The organism is Polaribacter gangjinensis, assembly GCF_038024125.1.
Taxonomy (GTDB): Bacteria; Bacteroidota; Bacteroidia; order Flavobacteriales; family Flavobacteriaceae; genus Polaribacter; species Polaribacter gangjinensis.
Genome location: NZ_CP150662.1, coordinates 1,424,256 through 1,444,681, shown reverse-complemented (window position 1 = coordinate 1,444,681; position 20,426 = coordinate 1,424,256). Strand labels below are relative to the sequence as shown.

Sequence of the window (20,426 nt, the reverse complement as noted above, 5' to 3'; positions counted from 1 at the left end):
GGTTAATATTTTACAATTTTTTCAGTGAATCTCAAGTTAGATGAGGTATTTGTGATTGTCATAAAATAAATTCCTTTTTGTATACTTCCTAAATCATTCAAGTAAATTGAATAATTTCCATCGTAAGTAATTTGTTTGGAAAATATCATAGAACCTTTGATATCAAACAGTTTTATCTGTAATTTAGTACTATTCAAATTCGTAAATCCTACAGAAATTTGATCCGTAAATGGATTTGGCCAAACATTCACTTTTGATGAAACATTCACTTCATCAATACTTAATGTAGAGCAGATTCCCCATCCCATATCTTTAAAAAAACCTATAGTGATATCTCCGGGATTGTGATTAGCCTCGCCACTTGCTATTCTTGGTGTCATTAATGAGTTTGAGTTTCCTGCTGGAAATACAAATTCGTCCCAATGACTGTAGCTTGATCCTTGATTAAATTCAGATGGAGCATATATTTTTGGTAAAATGTTATTATTTCCAGAAATTGCATTTTGACTATTTGAAAATAAATTATTACTTGTCAAACTGGCAAATAATTCCGAAGATGGATCAGGAAGTGAAAGTATAGATAAATTTTCACTATTTACAATGAAGTTATCATATATTGAAGCTCTGTTATTAGATCTAATTTTACCATTTAAGCCATCTATGTTAGCAAAACCTACAAATCCTAAACCATGACCAAGTTCATGTAAAACAACTGAAACAAAGTCGTGTTTACCTGAAGGAGGATTTCCATCTAAACCAAAATAAAAATCGAATTCACTGTTAAATCTTGTATTAATGTCGTTTGCCTCCTCAAATTCACCTCTATCTTGCCCTAATAATTTTTCATATAGTGCAGCTGGATACCATTTATTAGGATCAATTGTAGGAACTCCGCTTACAGTGTTAAAACTTGCAGGAGATGCGCTCCCTAGCGTATTTTCATCTAAAGGTTCAAATCTTGCTACTATTCTTATTAAAACGGGGGATTCAATTATGTGAGACCAAATATCTACTGCATGTTGAAATGCAGCTTGAGCCTCTGGAGTAAAATCTATGTATGTTACATCAAAATTTGAACAAGGAGAATTGGTAAGATTTACACTTTTTCTTAGAGCTTCTATTTTTGATTTATCAAATGGCTCTGGATCAGGATGGTAAACACAAATTGGTTCTGTTATTTTTATTTCTCTAAAATTATATTTTTGTGAAAAAGTATCACAAAACGACATTACAAAAAGTATTACTAACATGCTGTTTAATACTTTTCTTGTTTTTAAAAATGTAATTTTTTTCATTTATTGGTTTTTTTTACTGCTTTTTGAATTAGAATTAAAAAAAGCTAAAATAATCTTTTTTGATTATTTCTTTATATTAAATGCCTTATATGTTATTTGAAAAAATTATAATATAATTTGTTTTTCTAATTTTAGTAATTTTAAAAATTTAACAGTCATTGAATTTTATAAATAAAATTAAAGTGCTACTTTTAAAACTTAAAAACAGTAATTTCTAAAATATAATTGAATGTTAAAAAAATACTTAGTTGTTATTTTATCTCTTTTATCAATTACAATCTTCACAAATTGTAAATCAAAAATGATACAAACCACTGACAAAAAGGAAATTGTGATTCAAAATAATACTATTCAAAAAGAAATTCCAAGTCCAGATAAATCAAAAGTTTTAGTTTTAGAGTATGTTGATAAGATGGAAATACCAATATCATTCAACTATAGAGTAATAGATGTCCAATCAAAAAAAGAATTGATTTCTGGCATATTTTCTGGAGTTAAAATGGAATGGGAAACCAATACAAGCATAAAAGCTCACAGTTATATTGGCATTGTAGAAAAGGATAATCAAAATCCTGAAAAATTATTTGAAATAATAAAAGTTGAATAAATAAATCCTCATATGAAAAAAATAATACACATTTCAAAATACGTTTTCTTTTCTTTTTTATTTTTAACAATATCTTGTAAAAAAGAGATTGATAAAAATTCAATTAATGAAGATTTCAAAATTACCCCAATTCAATACAAAAAGGCTAAAAGAAATCCTAATCAAAACCATAAAAAAGGGATTGAAGAAATGGCTGAATATCAGTTTCAAATTAGAAAAATAATTACTGATAAAGAACCTACTTACAAAAAAGGATATTTATTTGAAGAGTTTAAAAAAGCAGTTGAAACTAAAAAACGCTATAAAAGTGCAAAAACTTTAAATCCTGTATTTATTGACAGAGGACCTGCAAATGTTCCCGGAAGAACAAGAGGAATTGCGATAGATCCTACAGATAATAAACGTTGGTTTGTGGGAACTGTAAGTGGAGGTGTCTGGTTGACAGAAGATGAGGGAGTCACATGGAAAAACTTAACAGACAATACAATTCCTAATTTATCTACTTCAACAATTGTAATTAGCCCACAAGATAAAAATACTTTGTATGTTGGTACAGGAGAGCCTTTTGGAAATTTAGGAGCAGTTGGAGGAGCAGGACTTTTTAAAACAACAAACGGAGGAACAACTTGGACAAGCTTAAGTAATTCAGCTTCTTTTGGAGATGTTGGAAGAATAATTTTAAATCCAACAGATAAAAATAATGTTCTTGTTGCAGCAACAAAAGGAATTTTTAGAACAACAGATGGAGGTTTGACTTGGATACAAACGTATGTTTCTCCAAATTCATCTAATTGGGTTCAAGATTTAGATTTTGAACCTTCTAATTTTAATATTCAATACGGTTCAGTAAGGAATTTTGGATTGGTAAAAAGCTTAGATGGCGGAATAACTTGGTCAACAATTTTTGATAGAGCTAATTTTAATTCTAGTCACAGCAGATTTGAAACTTCTGTTTCACCTGCAGATACTAATACTCTTTTTATAAGTGTTTATACACCAAATTCTCAGGCAACTACAGGAGTTAATACTGATTTTTATGTATCAAGAAATAAAGGCGGAACTTTTACAAATCTTAAAACATCAGGTTCAGCTGCAGCAGCAAATTTAGTAACTGGTCAAGGTTGGTATGATAATATAATCATGGCTCATCCTTATGATACCAATGTATTTTATGTTGGAGGAGTTGCCGTTTTTAAAGTAACTATAACAGGAACAAATTTTATTTCAACTTCTATTGCTTCTGGATATGACGCTTCAAAAATCAACAATGAAGTTCATGTTGATCAACATGGAATGGAGGTAATTCCTGGAAATAATCAACAATTTAGAATTTTATTAGCCAATGATGGTGGCGTGTATAGTACTTCGTTTAAAACAGATCCAGGAAATACTGAAGGCGATTGGTCTGGTATTGCAATTGGAAAAAACAGTACACAATTTTATGGGGCTACAAAACAAAATGGAGCAGATAATTATTTAGCAGGTGCTCAAGATAATGGAACTTGGATTAGTTTTGGAAATAACTCAAACTCAACAAAAAATTATCAAGCTATACTTGGTGGTGACGGTTTTGAAGTGATTTGGCATTACAACAAACCTGGCAACTTTCTCGGAGTTTCTCAAAATTACGGTCAAGTTGGCAGATTTATAAACTATGATGGAGTATTATCTAATTTTGCGGATTCTGGTAATGGTGCAGTTGCTCCTTTTTATGCAAAATTATCGAATGCAGATAACAATCCGGATGTAGTATTTGCAGTTACAATGAACGGAGTTTGGCGCTCAACTGATTTTGCAGGAAGTTGGAATTTAATTCCAATTACTGATGGATTTAAACCAACATATAGTAGTTCTTTAAATGTGGAAGTTTCTACTGCCGATCCAAATGTGGTTTGGGCTGGAGGAGCAATGACCGAAGATGGGTTAATATCACTTCATGTATCAGAGGACAATGGACAAACATTTACCAAAACCAATACTTTCGATAATCCAAAAAATGATCATAGTTTAAACATTTCAGGCATTGGAACTTCATTAATCGAAGGAAAAAGGGCCTATGCATTGTTCTCTGCACAAGGTGCTGCAAAAATTTTAAAAACAGAAGATTTAGGCGCAACATGGACTGATATTTCTGGTTTTGCAGGAACAGCAAAAACAGGGTTTCCTGATGTGGCAGTTCATTCAATAATAGAAATGCCATTTGATAAAAACATTATTTGGGCAGGAACTGATATCGGAATTTTTGAAACAACTAATGGAGGAGCGAATTGGAGTTTGCTCAGTAATTTCATTCCTGTTGCAGTATATGATATGAAAATTGTAAACGATCAAGTAGTAATTTCTACTTATGGAAGAGGAATTTGGTCAGCCACTTTATCACAACTTGCAAATTATACATTACCTGCTTATTTATCAGCTCCTGAAATAACTTCAAATCAAAAATCAATTGAAAGTTTGCAAACAATTATTAATTACAATGTAACAACTGATGCAGTGAATAAAGTAAAAATATTTATTGATGGTAATGAGCAACCTGAAATTATTCAAGATTTCAATACCGGAATAACATATCAGTATGAAACGTCAAATTTATCAGAAGGAACTCATAAATTTGGAATTCAGTTGTTTAATGATTCGAATGGTTCAAAATCGATCTTGAAAGAGCATAATTTTTTAGTAATCGATTTTGATGCGCCCTCTCAAAGTGTTGGAATCAGTGAATTTACGAATCAAGATTTATTTACAATTAACGGAGAATTTGTCATTAATACTATAGCAGGGGCTATTTCTCAAAATGTATTAAATAATTTAAATCATCCTTATGAAAATAGTAAAGTTTCCACAACTTTTCTGAGAAAACCATTGACAATTTCGGAAGTAAATAAAAATTTCACCTATGAAGATGTTACAATTGTAGAGCCTTTTACTGATAATTTATCAGATTTAAATAGTTTTTTTGATTTTGTAATCATTGAAGCTTCATCAGATTTAAAAAATTGGAAAACGTTGGATAAATACGATTCTAGAAGGTTTCCTGAATGGCTAGAAGAATTTAACAAAGGTGCACAAGCTACCATAAATGATAATTTGTTCAAACCACAAACAATAGTATTAACAGATAAGGGTTTTTCAATAGGTGAGACGATTGTGTTGAGATTTAGGTTGGTAACTGATCCTTCAGTAAACTCTTTTGGTTGGGCAATAAAATCCATACAGGGTGCAACTGCATCTATCCAAGAAGTGTTGAATGATGTAAAAGTGTTTTCAGTTTATCCAACAATTTCAAAAGGAAAATTTACTGTTTTTGCAAAAAATACATTAGGGCTTTCTAAAATTCAAATTGTTGATGTAAATGGGAAAAAAGTCTATGAAAATAAGATTGATTTCGTTAAAAACGAAAGACAACCAATTTCGGTAAACCTTAAAAAAGGAGTTTATATATTGCAACTTATTGGAAATCAAAAAAGAGCCAGTAAGAAAATAATTATTGAATAAAAAGATTTTAAATATTACAAAAAAAAGACGTCAAAAATTGGCGTCTTTTTTTATAATAAATCAAAATATTTTGCCAAACTTTTCACATCCAAATGCAATTTATTTTGGAGTTGTTCAACACTTCCATGTTCAATAAATTCATCCGGAATTCCTAAAATCTTGCAATCGTTTTTGTAGTTATTTTGTGATGCAAATTCTAAAATTGCACTTCCAAATCCTCCTGAAATAACGCCATCTTCAATTGTAATTATTTTTTCGTGATTTTTGAAAATGTCGTGTAATAAATTTTCATCTAAAGGTTTTACAAAACGTATGTCATACAAAGAAAATTCATCACTATTTTTTGAGTTTTTAATAGCTTCTTGAACTGTTTTTAGCATTGTACCAATTGATAAAACTGCTACTTTGAGTCCTTTTTGTAAACAAATTCCTTTGCCAATTTCAATTGCTGAAAACGGTTTTTGCCAATCTGCAATGGCTCCAAATCCTCTTGGATAACGAATGGCAATCGGATTTTTCAATCCTTTTTGAGCAGTAAATAACATATTACGCAATTCAATTTCATTGCTTGGTGCAGCAATAATCAAATTTGGAATGCAACGTAAATAAGCAATATCAAAAACTCCATGATGTGTTGCGCCATCTTCGCCAACCAAACCTGCTCTGTCCAAACAAAAAATTATAGGCAAATTTTGCAAAGCAACATCATGAATTACCTGATCATAAGCACGTTGCAAAAAAGTTGAGTAAATAGCACAAAAAGGAATCAATCCTTGTGTTGCCATTCCTGCAGCCAAAGTTACTGCATGTTGCTCAGCAATTCCCACATCAAAAGTACGTTTTGGAAACTGTTCCAGCATTAAATTCAAAGAACTTCCTGTCAACATTGCTGGCGTAATTGCTACAATTTTATCATTTTTGGTTGCCAATTCAACCAGCGTTTTTCCAAAAATATCTTGGTATTTTGTAAAAACACTTTTTTCTTTTGGAATGCGTTCTCCAGATATTTTATCGAATTTTCCTGGTGCGTGATACGTTACTTGGTCTTCTTCTGCTTTCTGCAATCCTTTTCCTTTTGTGGTGATGACATGCAAAAACTTAGGTCCTTTAACCGCTTTTAATCTGGAAATTTCTGAAAGTAATTTTGGGATATCATGACCATCAATTGGACCAGAATAATCAAAATTCAATGCTTTAATAATATTGTTTTGAGCAGCGAGTTTTTTATCAGTTTTTACTTTTGTTAAATATTCTTTCAAAGCACCAACTGATGGATCAATTCCAATAGCATTGTCGTTTAAAATAATCAAAATATTCGCATCAGAAACCCCTGCATGATTCAAGGCTTCAAAAGCCATTCCACTCGCAATTGAGGCGTCTCCTATAACAGCAATATGATGTTTTTTTTCATCGCCTTTTATGTGAGATGCAATTGCCATTCCTAAAACCGCAGAAATTGAAGTAGAAGAATGTCCAACTCCAAAAGCATCAAATTCGCTTTCATTTCTTGATGGAAATCCAGCAATTCCTCCAAATTGTCTATTGCTATTAAAAATATTTTTTCTTCCAGTCAAAATTTTATGACCATAGGCTTGATGACCAACATCCCAAACTAATAAATCATTTGGCGTATCAAACAAATAATGCAAGGCAATTGTGAGTTCAACTACACCTAAACTTGCACCTAAATGTCCTTCTTTAGTAGCAATAATATCAATGATAAATTCTCGCAATTCCTTTGCCAAATCGGGCAATTGAGTTGGATGTAATTTTTTCAAGTCTGATGGATTTGAAATTGTATCTAACAACGATTTTATCATGTTGCAAAAATACGATTTAACTTTAGTGTTTTTAAAATTGATGAAAAGAATTGTAAATCTATCTTAAAAAAGTGTACTTTAGAATTTGAAAATGTAATTTTTTATGATTAATCCATTTGACGACACTTATTTTATGAAAAAAGCCTTACGAGAGGCTGAAACTGCTTTTGAAAAAGGCGAAGTTCCTGTGGGTGCTGTCATTGTTTTTAACAATCAAATTATTGCAAGAGCTCACAATTTAACTGAAACTTTGAATGATGTAACTGCTCATGCTGAAATGCAAGCTTTTACTGCAGCAGCAGATTTTTTAGGAGGTAAGTACTTGAAAGATTGTGTTTTATATGTCACTTTAGAACCTTGCCAAATGTGTGCAGGCGCAAGTTATTGGACCCAAATTGGCAAAATTGTTTATGGAGCTTCTGAACCTGAAAGAGGATTTGTTCATCTCAAAACCACCTTACATCCTAAAACCGTTGTTTTGGGTGGAATTTTAGAAAATGATTGCTCGCAAATTTTAAAGCGTTTTTTTATTGAAAAACGAAATTTAAATTGATTTTAATTTGTTAAAATTTTAACAAAAAAGGGGGAATAATTTGTCATGTAAATCCTTTTAAGGAACTTTAGCTTTTTAATTCAAATTTAATCAAACACTTTTTTATGAAAAATTCAGTTGTCATTTATCTTTGCGCACTGTTTACCACCATAGTTTTTGCGCAAGAAACTCCCAAACCAAATTACAGACAGGCTGCCAGATTTTCTCCTGAAAATATCGCAAAAATGGTTCATTCAACCACTGTAAATCCGAATTGGTTACAAAACGGAAATCGTTTTTGGTATCAATACAAAACAGCTTCAGAAGGTTCTAAATATTATTTAGTTGATGCAGATAAGAAAACCAAAACTCCACTTTTTGATAATGTAAAAATGGCAAAATGGCTGTCAGAAATCACTAAAGATCCTTATGAAGCGAAGCATTTGCCTCGTTTTAATTTTACATTTACCAAAGATGAAAAAGCAATTCGTTTTTATGTGACTTCTAATGAGGAAGTAGATGCAAAAGAGGATGATGCAAAAAAGGATGATAAAAAAAAGAAAGGAACTCCAAAAAAAGAAAAGAAAATTTATCATTTTGAATATACTTTAGGAGGAAATGGTTTAAAAGTTTTAGACAACGAAAAAGCTCCTGAAGAAAAGTGGAAACAATGGGCAAATATTGCTCCTGACAGTTCAATTGTGTTGTTTTCTAAACACAATAATATCTATTGGATGGACAAAGCTAACTTTTTAAAAGCGGTTAAAAATGAAAAGGATTCTACAATTGTAGAAAATCAATGGACCAAAGATGGCGTTGAAGATTTTAGTTATGGTGGAGGTTCTTTTGGTAAAACAGATAAAGAAAAAATCAAAGAAAAAGATGATAAAAAATATTTAGGAGGATTTTGGACACACGATTCAAAAAAATTCGTAACCACAAGAACAGATTCAAGACATATTGAAGATTTATGGGTAATTCATGCTACAAAAAGTGGCAGACCAGAATTGGAAACCTACAAATATCACATGGCTGGAGAGCAAGAATTTTACAAAGAAGAAATGTTAGTTTTTGATATGGCAAGCAAATCTAAAATGGAAATAAAATTAGATTCTACCATTCAACAATCCATCAGTATTTATAGATTTCCTAGAAAAAAATCATCAAGAAGAGATGAGCATAATCCTACTTTATTATTGTCAAAAAAAGGAAAAATTTATTTCAATACAGTAAGTAGAGATCGCAAAAGATTGGATGTTCATGTAGCAGATATTGCTACTGGCGAAGTGAAAACGATTATCAAAGAGCATTCGAATGTGTATATTGAAAATCGTGGAAAGTCGATTGTATTATTCAATAATGAACAAGAAATATTGTTCTGGGCAGAAAAAGATGGTTGGGGACATTTTTATTTATATGATGCGAATGGAAATTTGAAAAATCAAGTTACAAATGGTCCTTTCCATGTAGATTCTTTTGAAGGAATTGATGAAAAATCGCGCACTTTGTATTTTTCAGCAAATGGAATTCCGAAAGATGAAGATCCTTACTATTTGCATTTGTATAAAATCAACTTAAATGGTTCAGGATTAACTGCTTTGAATCCTGGAGATTTCAATTCGAGCATTGAAATGGCAGATTCTAATCAGTATTTTGTTAGTAATTTTTCAAGAGTAAACACCGTTCCAAAATCAGAATTAAGAGATTCCAATGGAAAATTAGTAATGAAATTAGAAGAAGCAGATTTATCTCAATTATTTGCAGCTGGATATCAATTTCCAGAACCTTTTAAAGTAAAAGCTGATGACGGAATTACAGATATTTACGGAGTGATGTACAAACCATATGATTTTGATTCTATCAAAAAATATCCAATCATTGAATATGTATATCCAGGACCACAAACTGAAGCTGTAAATAAATCATTTTCAGTGAGTATGGATAGAACAGACAGATTAGCGCAAGTTGGTTTTATTGTAATTACACTTGGAAATAGAGGAGGACATCCTGATCGTTCTAAATGGTATCACACATTTGGATATGGAAATTTGAGAGATTATGGTTTGGCAGATAAAAAATATGTAGCGGAACAATTGGCTGATAAACACGCTTTTATCGATATTGAAAAAGTGGGGATTTTCGGACATTCAGGAGGTGGATTTATGTCAACTGCAGCCATGTTAGTGTATCCTGATTTCTTTAAAGTAGCGATTTCATCTGCAGGAAATCATGATAATACTGTGTATAATAGTTGGTGGAGTGAAACGCATCATGGAATCAAAGAAGAAGCTGATGAGAAAGGAAATATCAAATACAAATATTTGATTGACAAAAACCAAACGTTAGCGCAAAATTTAAAAGGAAAAATTTTATTAGCAACTGGTGATGTTGATAATAACGTGCATCCAACAGGTACCATTCGTATGGTGAATGCCTTTATAAAAGCCAACAAGCGTTTTGATTTTATGTTGTTTCCAGGAAGCAGACATGGATTTTCTGACAGAGAATACTGGTTTTGGAAAAATGCAGATTATTTCAGCAAACATCTTTTAGGAGTTGAAAATACTGATGTTGACATGATTGAAATGAATCGTGATAAGCCATTAAAAAATTAATTTCTAATGATTTTATATAGAAAACGCTGAACGAAAGTTCGGCGTTTTTTTATGAATTTATTTTTCGGTAAATTTTAAAAACTATAATTTTTTAATCACATTGGTTACAATTCCCCAAATCATAAAATCGTTTTCTTCTGTGATTTTTATGATAGGATAATCTGGATTTTCAGGTTGCAACCAAATGCCATTTGCATCAACTTTGAGTCTTTTTACTGTAAAATCGCCATCAATAAAACAGACTGCAATTTTGTTGTTTTCAGGTTGTAAACTTCGGTCAATTACCAACAAATCATTGTCATTCAAACCTGCACCAATCATTGATTGACCTTTTACTTTGGCAAAAAAAGTAGCATTTTTATTTTTGATGAGTTCTTCATCTAAAGAAACTTTGGTGGCTTCAAAATCATCAGCTGGAATTGGAAAACCCGCTGAAATTCCAGTGTCTAATAAAAATGCGCCTTCAGAAGTAGAAGGTTTTGGTGTAAAAAAAATAAGATTTTTTGAGGTAATCATTGATGAATTATAACCTTGTAAAGATACCAAAAAGTATGAAGAAATTTAAAAAGAAGTTCAATCAAAAAGGTGCTTTTTTAAAACCAACTCATAAGCATCTTTTAGTTTTTTTACAACAATTTCAATTTCTTCTTCGTTTAAATGTCCAAATCCAAATCGAATTGCACAGTTTTTTTTATCTTGATACAAAATTGTTTTTGGAATGAAAAGATCTTGTTTTTCAGCTTCTTCAGCAAGTTGTAATAATGATATTTTTGTTTGAAATTGCAACCAAATAGCCAAACCACCTGCAGGTTTTTCCCAAGAAAGGATGTTTTTAAAATGAATTTCTAACTGCTTACAAAAAGCTTCTTGTCTTTTCTTGTAAACGATTCCATTTTTTTTCATTAAACGAACAATTTCACCTTCGTGAATCAATTCTGACAACATTTGCTCTTGAATCAAATCTCCTTGACTGTCTAATAATTGCAAATAATTTTTAGCTTCAGAAATTAAATTTTCAGGAGCAACTACAAATCCTGTTTGAAAACTAGGAAATAACGATTGCCCTAATTTTCCTAAATAAATAACCATTCCATTGGAATCTGAACTTGCCAATGGTAAAATTGCATTGCCTTCAAACTGAAACTCATAATCGTAATCGTCCTCAATAATTGCAAATCCGATTTCTTTTGCAAGTTGCAATAACTCCAATCTACGTTCAGCACTCAATTTTACGGTTGTTGGATAATCTCTGTTTGCACAAACATAAACGCATCTAATTTGTTGATTTGCAAAGTTTTGTTTGATGTATGAAATATCCAATCCATCAGCATCTACAGGAATAGTTTTGATAGTAGCACCTGCTTCTTGAAAAATCATATTGGCAGCATAATTGCTCAAATTTCCTACCAAAACCAACTCATTTTTTTTTATTAATAACTGAGAAACAATATATAAGCTCATTTCTGTGCTTCGTGTATTCAAAATATTTTCTGGTAAAATTCGAAAATCTCTAGTCGCATTTAAATAATTACACAATTCAGATTGAAATAATGAATACGAAAGATCATTTTTTTTATTCCATTTTTTGGACAAGGTTTTTCGTTTCATAGCAGCACTGTACCATCTGTTAAATTCATTCACAGGATGCAAACGTAAGTCTGGTTTTCCATCATTTATGATGAATTTTGCATGAGATATTTGTACTGTAGAAGCTAAATGAAATGATTTTTGAAACGGAAATCCGGTAGTATTCGCATACGCATAAACCTCATTTATTTTCTCTGAACTTCCCTTCATTTTTATGCTTTTTCTGGGCGTTTCTAATACAAATGTGCCTTTATTCGGAATAATTTCAACCCAACCTTGTGAGGCCAATTCATTGTAAATAGCAACTGCTGTATTTCTATGAACCTGTAACAATTTTGATAATAAGCGAGTTCCAGGAAGCATGGTGCCTTTTGAAAAATAATTGCGCTGAATGGCATTGATGATTTGCTGAGAAACTTGAATATAAATCGGATTTGATGCATTTTTTTCAATACCAATCAATTGTTTGAAAAAATTAAAATCCGGACTATCATTCATTTTAAAACTGGACTATTTTTATAGTCCGGAAAATTACGACTTTTACCTCGTTTTTTAAATCATTATTTATGAAAGTTACAATTATGTTTTTAGGATTTTCTTTGCTGAGTTTGATGCAATTTCAAGCACAAGACGAAAACTCAAAAAGAGATACTTTAAAAGAAGTAATTATTACATCCACAAGAATTGAATTGCCTTTTAAAAAAGATTCTAGAACAATGATTATTATCAATGCAGCAACTATCAAAAATAGTGCAGCAACCAATGTCGCAGATTTGTTGCAACAAGTTGCTGGAGTGGATATTAGAAGACGTGGAACTGGAGGAGGACAAGCAGATTTATACATTAGAGGTGGAGGTTTTGACCAAACTTTGTTGTTGATTGATGGTATTAAAATGGACGATGCACAAACTGGACATCATACTTTAAATGCAGCTTTACCCATTGAAGTGATTGAGCGTATTGAAATTATCAAAGGTCCTGCAGCAAGGGTTTTTGGACAAAATGCATTCACTGGAGCCATCAATATTGTAACAAAAAAATCACTAGAAGATACAGTTTCTTTAAATGCTGAAACAGGTTCATTTGGTCAAATTAATAGTTCAGTAACTGTAGGAAAAGAATTTTCGAATAGATCAATTATAGCACATGCAGGAATTTTGACTTCTGATGGCTATCGAAATAATTCTGATTACAACAATGCCAATTATTTTTTAAAGGGAACTTTTAATAAAAAAAATCAACCTATTGAATTGTTAGCGACATTTTTTGATAAAAAGTTTGGAGCTGAAAATTTTTACACAACCAATCCAACTTTCAATGAATATGAGGAAACTCAAAATAGTTTAGTAGGTGTTTCAACCACATTTCAAACAGAAAAATTGAAAATAAAACCCAGAGTTTATTGGAGACGTGGTCAAGATATTTTTTTATTGCGAAGAAACAATCCTGCTTTTTACAGAAATTTACATATTACCAATAAAGTGGGTTTTGAAACCAATGCTTCATACACTTCTAATATAGGAATTACAGGTTTTGGAATTGATATTTCACGCGTTTCTATCAGTAGTAATAATTTAGGAAAACGTGATAGAATGATGGCAAATCTATTTTTAGAACATCGTTTTCAATTGTTGGATGCTAAATTAGACATTACACCAGGAGTTGCTATTACCTATTTTTCGGATTTCAAATTTCAGGCATTTCCAGGAATTGATGTTGGATATCAAGTTTCAGAAAATGTAAAAATTTATGGAAATTTAGGAACAACCTACAGAATTCCAACCTATACAGATTTATATTATGCTGATCCTGTGACTATTGGAAATCCGAATTTGCAACCAGAAGAAGCATTTTCTCAAGAAATAGGCGTAAAGTTCAATCGTGGAAATTTCTCAGGAAGTGTGGCTTTTTTCAATAGAGATGCTACCAATTTGATAGATTATATCAGACCAAATACCAATGAAACTGTTTTTTCTGCCAATAATATTACAGAAGTGAATACCCAAGGTTTTGAATTTGATGCCAATTATAATTTTAAAATATCTGATTTTTATCAAACATTAGCTATTGGATATTCGTTTTTAGAAGATGATATTTTAGATCAAAACAAAGACTTATCACGCTATTCTTTAAACACTTTAAGACATCATTTTACAACGCGTTTTTCAAGTAAATTTTTCAAAAATGTTACTCAAAATATTATTTATAAACACGCAGAAAGAACAACTGGGCAAAGTTATAATGTGTGGGACGCATCAGTAATTTTTAATGTATCAAAATTTGATATCACTTTTACAGCCAATAATATTTTCAATACAAATTATATCGAATCTGGATTTGTGCCTATGCCAGGAAGTAATATTTTGTTGGGATTAAGATTTGGAATGTAATATTTTTAAAAGCCTTTTTTAATTTTTATTTAGGATTTTCAATCATTTTTTTTGAGCAAAAATTTCATAACCTTTTCTTAACTTTGCAGTTTTAAAATTGTTAGTTATGAGTTTGAATTTATCTCAAATTGATAGGGTTGATACTATCACAAAAGAAGAATTCTTAAAAAAATATTTCAAGCCTCAAAAACCAGTTGTTATTGAGCGTTTTATTGAAGATTGGCCCGCTTTTTCAAAGTGGAATTTGAGTTATATCAAAGAAGTTGCTGGAGATAAAATTGTACCTCTGTATGATGATAGGCCTGTAGATCATAAAGACGGATTTAATGAACCTCATGCCAAAATGAAAATGGCTGATTATATTGATCTGATTGAAAAAGAACCTACCAAATTCCGAATTTTTTTGTGGAATGTTTTAAAAGAAGTTCCTGTTTTACAAAAAGATTTTACCTATCCAGATTTTGGATTAAAATTGTTGAAAGGTTTACCAATGCTATTTTTTGGTGGAAGAGATTCTTACACTTTTATGCATTATGACATTGATTTGGCAAATATTTTTCACTTTCATTTTCATGGAAAAAAAGAAATTATTTTGTTTGATCAACAACAAAACGATTTTTTATATAAAGTTCCTCATTCTTTAATTACTAGAGAGGATATTGATTTTTCCAATCCGGATTTTGAAAAATGGCCTAGATTAAAACAAGCCAAAGGATACATTACCAATTTAGAACATGGTAATGTTTTGTACATTCCTGAAGGTTATTGGCATTATATGAAATACATTACTCCAGGCTTTTCAATGAGTTTGCGTTCTATTGCTCAAAAGCCTAAAAATTTGGCAAAAGCAATCTATAATATTTTTGTCATGCGTAATTTTGATAACGTAATGAGAAAAATTCAAGGTCAAAAATGGATAGAATGGAAAAATGAGCAAGCGATTTTAAGAAATCCTTAATAATTTGTTTCTTTTTTGGTAAGTGCCTGAATATAAGTATCTTTGGTGCTCACCTAAGAAAATTGAAATGAAAAGATGCCCAAAATGCAAATGTGAGTCTAATCATAGACTTAGAAGAAAAGGTTTCGTTAGATTAATTCCAGGTACCAAAAGTTATTCTTGTGATAAATGCAATACACATTATACTTGGTTTTCATTTATAAATAGCTCGTTCAGAATATAATAAAAAAGGCACTCAAATTTTTGAGTGCCTTTTTTATTAATCTGTAATAAGGATGTTGTTATTTAAAAAGTCTTATAACATCATTTCCATTTGCGAAAAGTAGCAATGCTATCAAAATGATAAAACCAGCAACTTGCGCATATTCTAAGAATTTATCTCCAGGTTTTTTCCCTGTAATCATTTCCCAAAGTGTAAAAACTACGTGACCACCATCTAATGCAGGAATTGGTAATAAGTTCATAAAACCAAGCATGATTGATAAAAATGCAGTAATATTCCAGAAAGTTTGTGCACTCCATTCTTCAGGAAAAATACTTCCAATTGAAATAAAACCGCCCAAACCTTTGTAAGCTCCTGTGTTTGGATTGAAAATCTTTTTCAATTGTTTTACGTAATCTGTCAAAGTTTTCCATGATTTTTCGAAACCAGCAGGAATTGCTGCTGCAAAAGAATATTCGATGGTTGCCAAATCATAGTAGCCTAATTTTTGCATATCATCAAAAGATAAGGCTCCTAAAGCAACTCCAATTTTTCCTTGATTAGTTACTTTTAGTGAAACCTCTTTAGTTTCATTACCTCTTTTTACAGTGACTGTAATTTCTTCATTTTTGTATTTATCCAACTCTGCTTGAGCTTCATCAAAATAAGTGATTTTATTTCCATTAATGGCTGTTACAATGTCTTTTGATTTTAAATCAGCATTTTTATTTGGAGAATCTTCAGAAATTTCTGCAATTGCAAAAGGATATCTTGGAAATAAAAACGGACCAGCATCTTTGCCACGATCCATCAATTGAGAAATGAAATCTTCGGGAATTTCTTTTGAAATTACTTCGCCATTTCTTTCAATTTCATACTTATTTCCGTTGATAAATTCAAGTGACAAATCAGAGAATTTTTTTACTTTTTCACCATCAACACTTATGATTTTATCACCAGTTTGCAATCCTAGTTTTGTGGCTAATGAATCTTGAACCCAAATACCATCTTTTAAATTTTCGTTTGGTAAATATTTTTCACCATACGCCCACATCAGGCATATATAAATAAAAATACCCAACACAAAGTTTACAAAAACACCACCCAACATAATAATTAGACGTTGCCAAGCTGGTTTTGAACGAAATTCCCAAGGTTGTGCAGGTTGCTTCATTTGCTCAGTATCCATGCTTTCATCAATCATTCCAGAGATTTTTACATAGCCTCCTAAAGGAATCCAACCAATTCCATAAACAGTTTCACCTACTTTTTTCTTGAAAAGTGAAAACTTGTAATCAAAAAATAAATAGAATTTTTCAACTCGGGTTTTGAACAATTTTGCGGGAATAAAATGTCCCAACTCGTGCAGTACAATTAATAAAGACAAGCTTAAAATAAATTGCGATGCTTTGATAAGTATTTCCATGCAGCGTTACATCAAATTTTTAAAACGCACAAATGTACGTTTTTACAAAGAGTTTCAAAAGAACTAAATTCAGTTGATTTTTATTTTAACAAAGATTTTTGACCGCTTTTGGCAATACTTGTTTTTTTGCCGTTTTTTTAAGTCGTAAATTTGTATCATAAATCAATTTTATGGAGCTCAAGTTTTTTAAAAAATCACTTCCAACACTTATTTTTTTAGCTATTTTTTCGGCAATTGCTATTCCAATTTTCTATCATTTACTAAAAGTTGATGAAAAATTGAAGGTTTACAGTCCTGCAGATGTCAATCCGAGTTTGGTTGATTTTTCTGTGAAACACATTACAAAAGATCATACAATCGCTGATTTTTCACTTATCAATCAAAATGGCGAAATCATCACTCAAAACAATTATAAAAACAAAATTTACATAGCAGATTTTTTCTTTACAAGATGTACAAACATCTGCATTGCAATGGCTTATAATATGAATCAATTGCAGGAATATTATAAAAATGACGATGATATTTTATTCTTATCCCACTCTGTAACTCCTGAAATTGACAGTGTTTCTGTTTTAAAAAAATATGCGATTGATAAAGGTGTGATTGATGGAAAATGGAATGTGACCACAGGTGATAAAAAACATATTTATGAACTTGCCAGAAAAAGTTATTTCGCCGTAATTGATGATGGAGATGGAGGAGAAGATGATTTTATCCATACAGAACAATTTGTTTTGATTGATAAAGAGCGCAGAATTCGTGGATTTTATGACGGAACAGACTTAAAAGATATGGACAAACTAAAGCAAGATATGATATTGCTAAAAAAGGAATATGAAAATTGATAAAATTTATTTAACAAAAAAAATCAGGGTAATAACTTGTTTAGAATCATTCTAAACTTGTATCTTTGTGTCAAACTTAATTCCCGCTTTTTGCGGGACTTTTTTATATCAAAATTTGAGCACAATAGCGTCTTTACAAATTGGTGAAATAGGGTATATTTCTGAAGAAACTTTGGATAGTATTCCTTTAAAATTATTAGAAATGGGTTGTTTGCCTGGTGCAGAAGTGCAATTGATTCAAATCGCGCCTTTAAATGATCCAATTTATATTTGTGTAAATGGCAGTCATTTAGCTATCAGAACAGAAACTGCTGCGCAAATAAAAATCCTAAAAAGCGAGTAAATCAATGGCAAATAAGCATATAAAAGTTGCCTTAATAGGAAATCCAAATACAGGTAAAACACTACTTTTTAATCAATTAACAGGTTTAAATCAAAAAGTGGGAAATTATCCTGGAGTAACTGTTGATAAAAAAGAAGGACTTAGCAAACTTTCATCAACGCAAACTGCCATTATTACTGATTTGCCAGGAACCTATAGCATCAATCCAACATCTATGGATGAAAGTATTGTGCTAAAAACCTTACTCAAAAAAGATATCAAAGAATCTCCAGATGTAATTTTGGTTGTGGCAGATATTGAAAATTTAAAGAGAAATTTGTTGCTTTTTTCGCAAATCAAAGACTTAGAAATTCCGACAGTTTTGGCAATCAATATGGTTGATCAAATGCACAAAAAAGGCATCAGTATTGATGTTTCTGTGTTGAAAGAAGAATTAAATACAGAAGTAATTCTAATCAGTGCCAAAAAAAATGAAGGAATTAAAGAGGTAAAAGAAGCCATAATTCGTTGTCATGTTGCTGCAAAAGCTTCGCCTTTGTGTGGCATCAATCATAAAATAGATCCTGATTATTTTGCCAAATTAAAAGAAATCAGCCCAAATCATACATTATACGAATTGTGGTTGATGATTACTCAAAATAATTTTCCCGAAACCATTACAGCTTCTGAAAAAGCGGCTTTATTATCTTTCAAACAAGACATTTCAAAACTCAAAAAATACCAACATAAAGAAACCATTTACCGCTATCAAGAAATCAACAGAATTCTGAAAAAAACGTATCTGGTTGATAAATCTAAAGCAAGTGATGTTCGTAGTAAATTGGATAAAATCTTTACACACAAAATCTTTGGGTACATCATTTTCTTCCTGATTTTACTGGTAATTTTTCAATCAATTTTCGATTGGGCTTCAGTGCCTATGGATTTCATTGACGGACTTTTTGCTCATTTTTCTGAGCTTGCCAAAGAAGCACTTCCTGTGGGAGTTTTTACAGATTTATTAACAGATGGCATCATTCCAGGGATTGGAGGAGTGGTTATTTTTATTCCACAAATTGCCATTTTATTTCTTTTCATTGCAATTTTAGAAGAAACAGGCTACATGAGTCGCGTTGTTTTTTTGATGGATAAAATCATGCGTCGTTTTGGAATGAATGGCAAAAGTGTTATTCCGTTAATTTCTGGGACGGCCTGTGCAATTCCTGCAATTATGGCAACAAGAACTATTGGAAATTGGAAAGAACGATTGATTACCATTTTAGTAGTTCCTTTTACAACATGTTCAGCAAGATTACCAGTTTATGCTATTTTAATTGCATTAATTATTCCAGATACTAAAATTTTTGGATTGCTAAACTTACAAGGTTTGGTATTACTTTCTTTATATGCTTTGGGTTTCGGAACAGCTATTTTGGCAGGGTATATTTTGCACAAAACATTGAATATCAATTCGAAATCATTTTTTGTAATAGAAATGCCGAATTATAAAATTCCGTCTTTTAAAAATGTGTTTTTTGAAGTTGTAGAGAAAACTAAAGCTTTCGTCTTTGGGGCAGGAAAAATCATTTTGGCATTGTCAATTGTTTTGTGGTTTTTAGCTTCAAATGGTTCATCTGATTTTAAAAATGCGGAAAAGAATGTCACAAATATGGAGGTTTCTAAAAACTTACCATCAGAAGAATTGGACAAAAAAATTGCCTCTTACAAACTCGAAAACTCTTACATTGGAATGTTAGGCAAATCAATAGAGCCTGTTATCAAACCTTTAGGTTATGATTGGAAAATAGCTATCGCTTTGATTACGTCATTTGCTGCACGTGAAGTTTTTGTAGGAACTTTGGCTACCATTTATAGCGTAGAAGCCAATGATGATGATGTTACAACCATCAAACAAAAGATGGCTTCTGAGATGAATCCTGAGACAGGAGAGAAGCGTTTCAATTTTCCAGTTGGAATGTCATTATTGATTTTTTATGCTTTTGCAATGCAATGTATGGCAACGTTAGCAATTGTTAAAAAAGAGACAAAAACATGGAAATGGCCTTTGATTCAGTTAGTTAGCATGGGTCTTTTAGCTTATGTATCATCGTTAATTATCTATCAAATTTTAAGTTAATGCAACAAATTTTAGTTTATGTTTTAGTAGGTGCAGCCGTTTTATTTCTGTTGAGAAAATATGTATTCAATTCAAAGAAATCTAAAAATTGCTCAAGCGATTGTGGCTGTCATTAAAATCTTAACACAAATTTAGTACCTTTGATAATCAAGGTTTTATAATTTTGATTTTCAAAATAAATCCAATAAATTT

At 31.1% G+C, this 20,426-nt stretch carries 15 protein-coding genes; 10 read left to right on the top strand and 5 right to left on the bottom strand.

What is annotated here, in order from left to right:
- Nucleotides 1–2: 2 nt before the first annotated feature.
- Nucleotides 3–1,295, bottom strand: coding sequence for a T9SS type A sorting domain-containing protein (locus tag WHA43_RS06465; protein ID WP_105046278.1), 1,293 nt, complete (start codon nt 1,293–1,295; stop codon nt 3–5).
- Between the two features lie 301 nt (nt 1,296–1,596).
- Here WHA43_RS06465 and WHA43_RS06460 point away from each other — a divergent pair, with 301 nt between their 5' ends.
- Nucleotides 1,597–1,902: a hypothetical protein gene (locus tag WHA43_RS06460; protein WP_105046277.1), complete on the top strand. Its 306-nt coding sequence runs from the start codon at nt 1,597–1,599 to the stop codon at nt 1,900–1,902.
- A gap of 12 nt (nt 1,903–1,914) precedes the next feature.
- On the top strand, nt 1,915–5,397 hold the full coding sequence (locus WHA43_RS06455) for a VPS10 domain-containing protein (RefSeq protein ID WP_105046276.1): 3,483 nt from the start codon (nt 1,915–1,917) through the stop codon (nt 5,395–5,397).
- A gap of 50 nt (nt 5,398–5,447) precedes the next feature.
- On the opposite strand, the gene dxs is transcribed toward WHA43_RS06455, so the two are convergent.
- Nucleotides 5,448–7,217 (bottom strand): 1-deoxy-D-xylulose-5-phosphate synthase, encoded by a 1,770-nt coding sequence (dxs, locus tag WHA43_RS06450; protein WP_211290316.1) that lies wholly within the window; start codon nt 7,215–7,217, stop codon nt 5,448–5,450.
- Between the two features lie 103 nt (nt 7,218–7,320).
- Here dxs and WHA43_RS06445 point away from each other — a divergent pair, with 103 nt between their 5' ends.
- Both WHA43_RS06445 and WHA43_RS06440 read left to right on the top strand, forming a co-directional pair.
- Nucleotides 7,321–7,770: a nucleoside deaminase gene (locus WHA43_RS06445; RefSeq protein ID WP_105046275.1), complete on the top strand. Its 450-nt coding sequence runs from the start codon at nt 7,321–7,323 to the stop codon at nt 7,768–7,770.
- Between the two features lie 104 nt (nt 7,771–7,874).
- Nucleotides 7,875–10,364 (top strand): S9 family peptidase, encoded by a 2,490-nt coding sequence (locus WHA43_RS06440; protein ID WP_105046274.1) that lies wholly within the window; start codon nt 7,875–7,877, stop codon nt 10,362–10,364.
- An 81-nt stretch (nt 10,365–10,445) separates the two neighbouring features.
- Here WHA43_RS06440 and WHA43_RS06435 read toward each other — a convergent pair whose 3' ends face one another.
- Complete coding sequence (locus WHA43_RS06435) at nt 10,446–10,880, bottom strand: LexA family protein (RefSeq protein ID WP_105046273.1); 435 nt, start codon at nt 10,878–10,880, stop codon at nt 10,446–10,448.
- A 57-nt stretch (nt 10,881–10,937) separates the two neighbouring features.
- Nucleotides 10,938–12,449, bottom strand: a complete 1,512-nt coding sequence (locus WHA43_RS06430) for a PLP-dependent aminotransferase family protein (RefSeq protein WP_105046272.1) — start codon at nt 12,447–12,449, stop codon at nt 10,938–10,940.
- Between the two features lie 68 nt (nt 12,450–12,517).
- Here WHA43_RS06430 and WHA43_RS06425 point away from each other — a divergent pair, with 68 nt between their 5' ends.
- Together WHA43_RS06425 and WHA43_RS06420 are read left to right on the top strand one after the other, a co-directional pair.
- Nucleotides 12,518–14,341, top strand: a complete 1,824-nt coding sequence (locus WHA43_RS06425; RefSeq protein ID WP_105046271.1) for a TonB-dependent receptor plug domain-containing protein — start codon at nt 12,518–12,520, stop codon at nt 14,339–14,341.
- A gap of 106 nt (nt 14,342–14,447) precedes the next feature.
- Nucleotides 14,448–15,299, top strand: a complete 852-nt coding sequence (locus WHA43_RS06420) for a cupin-like domain-containing protein (RefSeq protein WP_105046270.1) — start codon at nt 14,448–14,450, stop codon at nt 15,297–15,299.
- A gap of 281 nt (nt 15,300–15,580) precedes the next feature.
- On the opposite strand, the gene rseP is transcribed toward WHA43_RS06420, so the two are convergent.
- A complete protein-coding gene (rseP, locus tag WHA43_RS06415) occupies nt 15,581–16,927 on the bottom strand; it encodes an RIP metalloprotease RseP (protein WP_105046269.1) in 1,347 nt (448 codons plus the stop codon).
- 170 nt (nt 16,928–17,097) lie between these two features.
- On the opposite strand from rseP, the gene WHA43_RS06410 reads away from it, so the two are divergent.
- From WHA43_RS06410 to WHA43_RS06395, 4 genes are all read left to right on the top strand, one after another.
- Entirely contained in the window at nt 17,098–17,775 is a 678-nt protein-coding gene (locus tag WHA43_RS06410) for an SCO family protein (RefSeq protein WP_105046268.1), read from the top strand.
- A 115-nt stretch (nt 17,776–17,890) separates the two neighbouring features.
- On the top strand, nt 17,891–18,118 hold the full coding sequence (locus tag WHA43_RS06405; protein ID WP_105046267.1) for a FeoA family protein: 228 nt from the start codon (nt 17,891–17,893) through the stop codon (nt 18,116–18,118).
- 4 nt (nt 18,119–18,122) lie between these two features.
- Entirely contained in the window at nt 18,123–20,234 is a 2,112-nt protein-coding gene (feoB, locus tag WHA43_RS06400; RefSeq protein ID WP_105046266.1) for a ferrous iron transport protein B, read from the top strand.
- Entirely contained in the window at nt 20,234–20,350 is a 117-nt protein-coding gene (locus WHA43_RS06395; RefSeq protein ID WP_105046265.1) for a FeoB-associated Cys-rich membrane protein, read from the top strand. The genes feoB and WHA43_RS06395 overlap by 1 nt, the downstream gene beginning before the upstream one ends.
- Nucleotides 20,351–20,426 lie beyond the last annotated feature (76 nt).